This window comes from Candidatus Hodgkinia cicadicola, assembly GCF_002774925.1.
In genome coordinates this window covers 1-10286 of the sequence record NZ_CM008788.1, presented here as the reverse complement: position 1 = coordinate 10286, position 10286 = coordinate 1, and the positions used below count along the sequence as shown (strand labels likewise).

Annotated in this window: 17 protein-coding genes; 7 read left to right on the top strand and 10 right to left on the bottom strand. The window is 37.5% G+C overall.

From position 1 onward, the window contains the following. The coding region (locus MAGTDC_RS04410; protein ID WP_192573010.1) for a hypothetical protein at positions 1-202 on the bottom strand (202 nt) is incomplete at its 3' end. A gap of 87 nt (positions 203-289) precedes the next feature. On the opposite strand from MAGTDC_RS04410, the gene MAGTDC_RS01300 reads away from it, so the two are divergent. After that, entirely contained in the window at positions 290-1219 is a 930-nt protein-coding gene (locus MAGTDC_RS01300; RefSeq protein WP_146656715.1) for a hypothetical protein, read from the top strand. A gap of 255 nt (positions 1220-1474) precedes the next feature. On the opposite strand, the gene MAGTDC_RS01295 is transcribed toward MAGTDC_RS01300, so the two are convergent. The 7 genes from MAGTDC_RS01295 to MAGTDC_RS05380 all read right to left on the bottom strand — a co-directional run bounded on the left by MAGTDC_RS01295 (position 1475) and on the right by MAGTDC_RS05380 (position 4330). Next, positions 1475-1657 (bottom strand): hypothetical protein, encoded by a 183-nt coding sequence (locus tag MAGTDC_RS01295; protein ID WP_146656714.1) that lies wholly within the window; start codon positions 1655-1657, stop codon positions 1475-1477. A 209-nt stretch (positions 1658-1866) separates the two neighbouring features. Then, complete coding sequence (locus tag MAGTDC_RS05385) at positions 1867-1989, bottom strand: hypothetical protein (RefSeq protein WP_278046897.1); 123 nt, start codon at positions 1987-1989, stop codon at positions 1867-1869. A gap of 2 nt (positions 1990-1991) precedes the next feature. Further along, positions 1992-2156, bottom strand: a complete 165-nt coding sequence (locus MAGTDC_RS04405; protein WP_192573009.1) for a hypothetical protein — start codon at positions 2154-2156, stop codon at positions 1992-1994. Positions 2157-2373: 217 nt separating this feature from the next. Continuing rightward, positions 2374-2589, bottom strand: a complete 216-nt coding sequence (locus tag MAGTDC_RS01290; RefSeq protein WP_278046896.1) for a hypothetical protein — start codon at positions 2587-2589, stop codon at positions 2374-2376. A gap of 433 nt (positions 2590-3022) precedes the next feature. Further along, entirely contained in the window at positions 3023-3259 is a 237-nt protein-coding gene (locus MAGTDC_RS04400; protein ID WP_192573007.1) for a hypothetical protein, read from the bottom strand. A 416-nt stretch (positions 3260-3675) separates the two neighbouring features. Further along, positions 3676-3861 (bottom strand): hypothetical protein, encoded by a 186-nt coding sequence (locus MAGTDC_RS01280; protein ID WP_146656711.1) that lies wholly within the window; start codon positions 3859-3861, stop codon positions 3676-3678. Positions 3862-4195: 334 nt separating this feature from the next. Beyond that, entirely contained in the window at positions 4196-4330 is a 135-nt protein-coding gene (locus tag MAGTDC_RS05380) for a hypothetical protein (RefSeq protein ID WP_278046895.1), read from the bottom strand. A 586-nt stretch (positions 4331-4916) separates the two neighbouring features. On the opposite strand from MAGTDC_RS05380, the gene MAGTDC_RS04395 reads away from it, so the two are divergent. The 3 genes from MAGTDC_RS04395 (at position 4917) to MAGTDC_RS01270 (ending at position 6011) form a co-directional block, all read left to right on the top strand. Further along, positions 4917-5063 carry a hypothetical protein gene (locus MAGTDC_RS04395; protein ID WP_192573006.1) on the top strand — a complete coding sequence of 49 codons (147 nt, stop codon included), beginning with the start codon at positions 4917-4919 and terminating at the stop codon, positions 5061-5063. 184 nt (positions 5064-5247) lie between these two features. Continuing rightward, on the top strand, positions 5248-5808 hold the full coding sequence (locus tag MAGTDC_RS05850; RefSeq protein WP_146656710.1) for a hypothetical protein: 561 nt from the start codon (positions 5248-5250) through the stop codon (positions 5806-5808). 20 nt (positions 5809-5828) lie between these two features. Then, on the top strand, positions 5829-6011 hold the full coding sequence (locus tag MAGTDC_RS01270) for a hypothetical protein (protein WP_146656709.1): 183 nt from the start codon (positions 5829-5831) through the stop codon (positions 6009-6011). A 276-nt stretch (positions 6012-6287) separates the two neighbouring features. On the opposite strand, the gene MAGTDC_RS01265 is transcribed toward MAGTDC_RS01270, so the two are convergent. Then, the gene (locus tag MAGTDC_RS01265) at positions 6288-6605 is read right to left on the bottom strand and encodes a hypothetical protein (RefSeq protein ID WP_192573012.1); all 318 of its coding nucleotides are present in this window, start codon (positions 6603-6605) and stop codon (positions 6288-6290) included. A 414-nt stretch (positions 6606-7019) separates the two neighbouring features. Beyond that, positions 7020-7148, bottom strand: coding sequence for a hypothetical protein (locus MAGTDC_RS05375; RefSeq protein WP_278046898.1), 129 nt, complete (start codon positions 7146-7148; stop codon positions 7020-7022). Between the two features lie 750 nt (positions 7149-7898). Here MAGTDC_RS05375 and MAGTDC_RS01260 point away from each other — a divergent pair. The 3 genes from MAGTDC_RS01260 to MAGTDC_RS01250 form a co-directional block, all read left to right on the top strand. Continuing rightward, positions 7899-9347, top strand: a complete 1449-nt coding sequence (locus tag MAGTDC_RS01260) for a nucleotide-binding protein (RefSeq protein WP_146656707.1) — start codon at positions 7899-7901, stop codon at positions 9345-9347. Positions 9348-9453: 106 nt separating this feature from the next. Further along, the gene (locus MAGTDC_RS04390) at positions 9454-9591 is read left to right on the top strand and encodes a hypothetical protein (protein ID WP_192573011.1); all 138 of its coding nucleotides are present in this window, start codon (positions 9454-9456) and stop codon (positions 9589-9591) included. 206 nt (positions 9592-9797) lie between these two features. Next, the coding region (locus tag MAGTDC_RS01250; RefSeq protein ID WP_146656705.1) for a hypothetical protein at positions 9798-10286 on the top strand (489 nt) is incomplete at its 3' end.

The window sequence follows — 10286 nt, the reverse complement described above, 5'->3', positions numbered from 1 at the left end:
TCAAAACCTCCAACCTACCCGAACATCCTCCAATCCTACCATACTTCATCTCGATCCTATCTCCCGATCCTCCAACAAACAAACGACTGATAACTCGGCTTCCAACAAGGAAACGAGTTCAGATCAACAACGTTCGATCCTCCATCTCTCCACACACCCTACCATCCCAAACATCCAGTGCCATCCCCATCACAGATCCCAACCCCCATCTAATTTATTTCCTCATACCCCATACCCTATCATCATCGACATAGTATCCTGATCAATTAACAACATCCTAACAACAACCATGGCCGTTGTCCACACAATATCCATATTAAAGTACTTAGTAGGAGCCAACCTGAAACATCTCATCTACAACGAAAATGGTAATCCGATTGTAACATGTTATGCCGTTGTTGGTCAATGACTTATAAGAACAGAAACAGCACGAGGAGGTTATCCACATGCAGAAGTCCTATGTCTTTCAGAATTGGGAAGAGAGAAACCAACCGAAGTAATCTTGAGCTTATCTCCATGCACAGAATTCAACAACACCCCACCATGTTGTTACAGTTTGTTGGCATTTTGTTCAAGTTTAACCATTCTAGAACTCGATATAACACAAGCAGAATCCATAAGGTTCCTAAGATGTTTCATTAGCATAGGTTGAATGAAATCAAGATCCGTTTCTCTAATATCATCGATGGGATTCATGGTCAACGTCAACAGCCAACAACAGTTACTAGATCAGAGAACGAGATTACTAACCCGCAACATTTATCCAAATCCTAGCATATTTGAAGTAACAAAGAACAGTGTTATCCCAGAACAAAAAACCGATGTTCTAACAAGACTTAGAATCCTTTCAAAGAAACTAAACCGAGATATTAGATCAGGTACCGTCCCAATCAAACTACCCGTTGAGATATCGTTAAGCACTTCACTTAAAAACAAGATCAACAAGATCCACCGAAGTCTAATCTATTCTAGAATGATCTCAAGGAGATTAAAAAGACTAACAATGTGCTTAGCAACAACAAACGACATGAACTTCATCGATCCAATAACAACAAACACAGACCTATTTATGACCAGGATTAACCCAACAATACCTCTTTCAAAAAGAACGAACTTTAACTTCCGACCTCGAACCAACAACCTAAACACCCTCCTTTACAGAAACATCAGACCTCTTACCCGAAGGTTGTTCTTTATAAACCAAATAATCGATTACTAACAACATCCGATCCCTACTCCCAACCCCAACATGGAACACCTCTTAACATCCCAGCCATTGAATCCATAACACTTACACTCTCAACCCCCAAACACCTCTCTAAACAACTCATCATGACCTTCCCCATCACCATCCTACCTCCATCATTTACCTATTCCCAACCCAACATCCATCCTTCCTATCGAATCTATCAACCCAACCCCCACCTCTAACAACTTAACCTAAACCCATAACTATCAACACCCATAACATCAACTACCAACATGCCAACCCCACCTTCCAACCTCTAAGATATCAATACATACCCCAAACATACCCATCCCTAACCAACACAACCCCATCCCTTCTATAATTTACTCAATGATATAATCGACAACAAACTAATCATCCAACACCCACTTCCCAAACCCAACAAACATCCCATCCTACTCAAACCATCCTAAAACCTAACCATCCTACCTATCTTCCAACTAATTACCTAAACATCCGTTCCTTCCAAACAAACACCCACCAATCCCAACCTCCAATCGAACCACAAACATACCAAACATCTCTCTGAATCCCATCACCTAACATCTAAACATCACCTCCATCAGAACTACTTACTCCTAACCTAACATCATTCCTAACATCAATGACCCCCTCCTCTAATCCTCCATGACCTCAACCTCCTCCATAACATCCAACAAATCCTCTAACCCAACCCCAATACCTCTACAAACCCATCCAATCTTATACCCAACCCTGAATAAAACACCAAACCAAATCATCTCTAACCTACATACCAAAACCCACATTTATCCAACCAAACATCACTATAATCTCCTCCTCATAACCAACCCCCACATCCCACCCTCATGAAACCAATGAATCGGTCTTTATTAACCCCAACCAATAACTTATATAAAGTACTACCCAATCCCATTGAAACAACCATCTCAACAACAACATTTACTATAAACTAACAACCCATCAACTCCTCATAAATAACCAACATTCCAACCTTCATACCCCAAACAACCCACATATATCCCAACCACCAATTAACACAACTTACACCCCATAACCCCCAACATCCTAACCACCATCCAACTATAGCAATTCAAACACCTCCAACTCCAACATCCTAACCACTTAACCTACCCCATCAAACACTACCCACCAACCCCTACCTTGTATAAACCAACAACAACCTCCGATCATAACATCTGACCCATCAATAACTGACCGATACCAACCCTTCAACCTCCATCAAACCAACCAACATATAAACACCCATTTATCCTAACAACTACTCAAGACTTTAACCCATCATTGTTTCCCTTCAAACCATTACCAACCATATTCCACTTACCATAACCAACCACCACCTCTGTTCCAACAACATTTCAACCAATCAACGACAAACAACCAAAAACATCAACACCATCATCAAGATAGACATAACCCTATCATCTCTTCATCCAACAACTAACCATGAATACCAAGAACCCATAAACATCCATCAACAACACCAACGACAACAACCAATGAAACCATCATGTCATCTATCAACATCTAACAACGTTCCAACAACAAAGTGTATAACTTCTGAACTACTTACTTAATCCCACCATCCATCATGGCAACCAACACCACCATTTTGTTATCGAACAACCAAACACTACCATTTACCATCTAAACTTAACATATCGAACCAAAACAACCACCATTAACATCACCATCATGTCTAATATCGATGATACTAACGATTATCATAATCCCAACGACAACTTGTTGCTAACGACCACACGTTCACACCAACTAATCACATAATCCCCAACAATTCCAACCCCTTGATGATCATAACCACTTCCCCACCTTCTCCTTCATCCCTACCTCTATCTTAGACCCCACTAACCAAATATGTGTTAACACTCACAACAATCTCATCCCAAAACAGAAGCCAACCCAAACCTCCCTCCAACTCAATACATCATTATGACAAACCTTATCCAAAGCTTTATTCCTTCCCAACCTTCACATACACACCTCCAACATCCTGATCCATCCCCAATATCCCTACCAACTACCAACCAAAACCAACAAACCAACACCCCGAACCAACACCCCAACCTAAAGCTTAACCCATTCATAAATCCAACTAATTTATCACCGTTCCTACAACATTGGCTCATATATATTCCAACATAAACAAATCAAAGAAACTACAAACCCTCTTCTTACCTCCATGCCAATCTAATCCCCTCCATCTACCCCCACCATCACTAATATCATAAACAATACTAACTTATAAACCCAACATCAACACCCTCCCTACAACAACCACCTGTTGTTCTTCCCTACCATCCAATCAACCAAACTACAACCTCCATATGCCTTCAATCTAATCTTTCTTCCTCTTCTCCAACACCGATCCTTCTCTTCCATCCTAATCTAATCCCAACATCCAAACCCTAAACACCCATCATTACACATTCCCCACATCGAACTCCCCATCAACTTACCTCTAAACCTCCAACATTGTAACTGTTCACAACAAGGAACCTATCGGTTCTCAATAAACCACCCAAGTATCATCTAACAACACCCATGCATCAATTTAAACATACGTTATCCCAACATCCATTCAACCTTCCCACCTTCTAAGCCAACCACTCAACCTCCATCTAATCTAAGTTAACTAAAATCTATCCAACATCAACCACCGATCTACCTTTAATCAAAACCAAACACATAACCCCACCCCACATCTATCAACTCCAACCAATAACCCAACCACCTCCTATCTATACTCATTTATCTGTTACTTACTACCCAACCATATAAACTACCCAACATCTACCTCAATCAACATCCAAACCATCTACCCGTGTTATCCTTCATCATCAAGCCAACAACAAGTTATGTCACTAAGAAGACTTCGGTGTTAACTACCACCACAACATCCATGTCTAAACTTATAACAACAATAACTTAACAAAGTTGTAATTCCCATCCATTATCAAATACTAAACCCCACTCAAACCATCCCATCAACGATCCAACCTCTTCATTGGTCCATAGACTTGATTCTAAACACAACAAACGGTTATCCATATAACTTACCACAACAAAATCCCACCCCTTCAATCTACCATTGAACCAAACAAGGTTGTACCAAACATGACCATTTTGTTCGGTCCTTCTCCAGCTATTCGAACAATCAACCTATCCTCCTTCTAATCCCCATTTCAATTAATACCAACTAAATCCCAAACCTTCTACCACCAATCATTTAACAAACTAATAACAACACAAATTTAACACCTACCTACAACGTTGTTACTAAACACCGAATGATAACACACTGAACCCATTATTACATCTTAAAGTATCACCACAGAACTAAACATATAAACCCAAAGATAACCTATTCATCCCTAGCGATAACCAATCACAACACCAAAAGCTATCGATCAATTAAAACCAATCACCTCCAACATCTGATATCTATCGAATTATATACATGAAACAAGTACAACGTCCACACATATCAAAAGCTTACCTGTTTTATCCTAAATTATATAAGTATTAACTAACAACACAGAGACCCAATTTCGTGCCGGTTTCAATGAGTTAACGTTGGCCACATACAGATCATTTAACAACACTATCGTAACAAACAAATAACATAGTTGATCCGACATCAAATATGGTGCATGTTCCAAACGAACGTTGTTATCCATTCATGGTAAGACCGATCCTCATCTTAATAAATCCCATAGAGTTTTACACCAGAAAGAACAAACCAACCCACATCCATCATGTCAATGTTGTAATTACCCATCAAAGTAAGATCTAATCTGTATCCGCATTAAGAACTCAACAACAATCCATTGGATCCAAACTAAACGATACTGCTCAAACCAAACACCCGATCAAGTTCATAAAAGAACCGATTGTTATGTCATAATAATCGAAGACAGAATAAACCTTATCAGTTCCCTTGGTTCGGTTAACAAACAACGGTTGTGACCACCAAAGACATGTTTACTGGATTCTGTATCAACGTTGTTAGAGATACATCACTTTGATTCATCTATGAAAACTCCTTGTTAACACTTTATTTTTTAGGATATATTCCAACATTTTGAGCATTCATTGATAACGAAACTTATCTTGATCCTCGAGATCAACTTTTCATCCCCGGAGGTTATCCAGAACTACAAGAACGGATCAACAACCTTGTTACAAGGATCGGAACACGATTTCGATGGTTGTTGTCAAAGACCAATTCAGAATGCGGAGGATACATTGTGATAGCTCAATGGCTTTCTATAAATCTAATTCGAAGAAAACTATTAGGTTTTATCCCAACCATTAACACCCGCAACAACCACCTGGTATTCGTAGTAGACAAAGTCGGATCGTTAATTGATCTTGGAAAGCTATGCAACGGTCATGAATTTCATTATGTCAGTGAAACATCCAAACACAACACCTCGTTCCAATTTATATCTAGATCACGATATCAGATGTTATTTAAAGGTATTAATAAACACAGTATTGAAGGCAGTTATTTCCACAATGTTGATGTTGCTCGTTAGCTTTAGTTGATGTCCAAACGATGACGTTAACCTCCCGTTATCCCAAACGAACTACCCAAACAGAACCAAAACCTAATCTCCACCTCTCTAAACGGAATAACAACTTCAACGAATTGTTAACTCAAAATCCTGATTATCCAATACCAGATCATGTCAATCACAACGATTTAACTAATTACATCTTATTTATAATTGGTAATTAAATTCATTACTAATAACCGATCAATCAACAACTAAACCCATCATCAATCCACAACACTTGTATGAAATCATGATTAGTCTCAAACAACCACTGACATCCATTTATTAAAAACAAACCAGAACACAACCAACCCCCATAACATCTCATATCCATTACAAAACATGAAATAACATCTACTTGTTTACCCAATACCCCAACATATAGCTCCGATTAGTTCTCTTCCGTAACACTCATCAACGAACTCATGGTTAACAGTTCCTACCAGAACTTATTGTAATTAAACCCAATCCGAAGGTAATAACCCAACATCGTACGGTGTATTATCCCAATCAATTAAAGGATGAACCTGTTGTAACAGCTTTACCAACACCTCTCACTGACTACTGATATACCATGACCAATAAAGGTAAGATCGATGACCAACTCATAGTCCACCAACACCAATTATTACCTTTACACATGACCCCCACTTATTACTCATTCATCTGTTAATTCTATTAGCAAAATATAACCACTTAACACCCCTCAACCATAACCATAATACCTCCTTAAACCAACATTCTCTCATACCATTTCTAACCTCCCAACCATCCATCATTACTTCGATATATTTCTAACACATATTAAAATAACCGCTCTTATTACTCATAAATTTGCTTAACATCAACCCATAACACATCGATTAACAACGAAGTAATTACTAAACAAAAACATCCCGAAACGTTTAATTCTTTGGAATAAACTACAAACTTCAATCATAAACGACAACATCATCGTAAAAACATCCACATCCCATCCCCAACATTAGCATATACACGTTTGTTTGTAACAAATTATAAACTTATTATACATAACGTTATAATTATAACCATTTCATCTCATCTTACACCATCAAAACATGATTGACCTACTATTCAACTGAAACATCATCAAACCAACCTCCATATCTTCAACAATTCCCACTGCCAATTATCTCTTAACAACCATGGTTCTCTATAACCTTTGGAGATTAACCAACACCCGAACGTTGTATCTCAACACCATTAACGACCAACATCTTATCTAAACAAGTTATTTTATCAACAGTAACAGCTTTAAACTTAAACCTTTCTCCAATCTCAAACATCAAAGCCAACATCACTCATCGAATTTAACATCATTATTAAAACATGAATTATTAATCCCATATTCAGCTCAACTAAACAAAACCCCATCACTTACAACTTCTATTAATCCTATTCACAAATTCCACTAACGTTGCCAATCCTCTCTTACCGTTAACAACCAAAACCTCTTGGTATTATACTTCTAATTAAATCCTCGTGTCTATGTATAATAACAACACAATTACCTGTTAACAACGACCAGGTAGTTTCCAACGATACAAATATAAGCTAAATAATATACCTTTCCATCGTATGAGTATTAACACTATATCGATAAGTTCCATTGACCCTTTTGTCCGTCCTAGTTTTACCATGAAATACCGTCAACATGAACCGGATCTAGACCATCGATCAATTGAACATCCAAACCGTTAACAACCGAAGTCCCAAGCAACTCTACTGTCCAGAACTAACCAAACATCACAACATTCGATGCCATTCTTGTTAAATGTTTCAACAACAACCTGATCTGACTACCAAAGATCCAACCCTAACAACCCTACCCATCATGTGAACACACATTTATCAACCAAGATCCGATCAATTTACCCATTCTTAATGGTGTTTATGACCACATAACAAGTTACTCTCAACATTAATGTTTTGCTACATCGATTCCCATCATAACACATCAAAACAAACCCACAACGTATATGCTTATAAATCCGATTCTGTTGCTGATTAACATATCAAACTAACTGATATAAAACAAACTCGGGATTATGGGAACTAGTATTGTGTTGTTGGCAACGAGTTCAAATGCTGGTAAAACCTTTATATGTAGTTGTTTATGTAAAATTGCTAGGAATATTGGTCTTAGAGTCGTTCCATTCAAAGCTCAGAACATGAGTAATGCATCGTTTAAAAACCATGAACAAATCGGTTGCATAAATGTTGCTCAATGGATTCAATCGGTTGCTAGTAACCAGTTTTCATCATCAGACTTCAATCCGTTCTGAATTAAACCTCTCGGTGAAAGGATAAGTCAACTCTACGTTGAAGGAGATTTAATTAGATGTAAGTTTACATATCCGAGTTCTAGGAGGTTAAGAACAAGGATGAAAACTAAGATCATTGATAAGATTAATTGATTAAAGAATCAGAACGATCTTGTTGTTATCGAAGGAGCGGGATCTATTGCTGAAGGAAACCTGATGGCATTTGATGTTGGCAACGTTTGGTTGGCAAAACGGACATCTAGTAAGATCAGCTTGATCGCAGACATGGAACGTGGCGGAGCATTGGCTTCGATTGCTGGAACATCTTGTTTGATGTGTAATTCTGAACATCATATGATAAATGGCTTTCTTCTTAATAAATTTGTCGGAAGAGTATCTTTGTTGTCATCAGGTTTAAAATCACTTGAAAAGATAACAGAATGAAGTTGTCTCGGCATAATCCCGTGAATTGTTGAAGCATTGAAACTACCTTGAGAAGACACATTATTCGATCGATATCATCAGCTTGATAATAAACCGATGGTGTTTGTTGTTGATGTTTTGTTCGGAAATGGGTTAGATGAATTGAATGGTCTTAATTTAGAATCGAATCTCAACGTTGTGATGTTAAAATCAGCTCCAAATTGAATCCCTAGAGAATTAAGGATAATAATCTTACCAGATTCGGGTTCAGTTGTTTCAACCATTACACGTTTACACCAAACAAATTGATCTGATTATTTAATAAGAACAAGGACACATGGGGTGTTGATAATTGGTGTTGGAGCCGGATTCTTGGCAACATGTTCAAGCTTTGGCTGATTTAAAGGATCAACTTGAACTGATTTAAAAACGTTCGATGCTAACACGTTGTGTTTAACAACATCCTCTTATTCATTGTGTTGTAAATGTGAGTTTTTATCGGCAACGTTCAGAGCCTGTGCTTCGTTGTATGCTCCATGGTTACACAGGATTTATGGTAATCAGAACAAATATGAACAATTAATTGAGTGTACTGGATTTTGTTATGGAGTTCGGAGATCCAACGTTTGGGGTATTGGTGTTAATGGGGTGTTTATGAGTGATAGTTTTAGGTCTGGATTGATGAGATTTATTGGTGTAAAACCATCTGAATTGGTTTATGAAAACCATGTCCAAGCCATTATGGCCGATGCTGCAATCAAAGTAGCTAATTGCATTGGGATCAATTTATACCGACTGTTTGGTTTGTAGAAACAATCGTATATTTGATTGATATTACTTAGTTGAGGACTGAAGATTGGATCGATTAGTTCAAATTTATGTTGAAATAAGTAGACCGTTAGTTTGGATTAGAAGGTTGTTAAAATCATGTTCAAACGTTGAGCTAATAAACTTATTACTTTGGTATAAACGTGATCGATTGTATGGTCAATTGAAATCAAAGTCATTGAAAGTTGGAACTTATTGAAGTGTTGGTACTACCCGTTGGCAATAACCTTATGTTAGTCACTAGTTAGAAATGGAGATTCATTAGCTCTAGATACTTTGAGATTGAGAAGTCAAGATTAGAACAGGAGATCCGTAATCATTAGTGATAACATCTGGATATTGAATAGTTGGATATTGGGATTGGGGTTGAGTGGATGTTGCGAGAAACAGTTGATAAGATTCATGATTATTTAACAACAAAACTATAACAACATGCGTATTAATCTAACTGGAGATGTTAATAACAACGATCGGTTATTAATCGATCAGCCTCAGGGTAGATTGTATAGCTTACCTTTGTTTGGTTGTCGTAATGAGATTGGGATCCGGTTATCGAAGATACGACTACATCTGTCAAGGTTGTTTCCGATAGCATTTAAGGATTACGATGTTGACTTCAGAGATTTGGTTTATGATTATAGAAACCAGAAAGGATATTGTGTTGTCGGTTTGAAGATAAGTTTTATCGATTATGATGAGACCGATGAGTTTGATCTGCTACATTCAACAGAAACTGTGGTAATACCGTTAATTAAACTGCCATTATTAAACGATAATGATGTGATAATGGTAAATGGTTTACATAAAATGTTCATATCTCAACTTGCTGAACAAAAAGATGTACAGGTAAGTGTTACGGATGATCGGGGATGCATTACCTTTAACACTATTGACTTCGATCCGTTCAAAATCAAGTTCAAT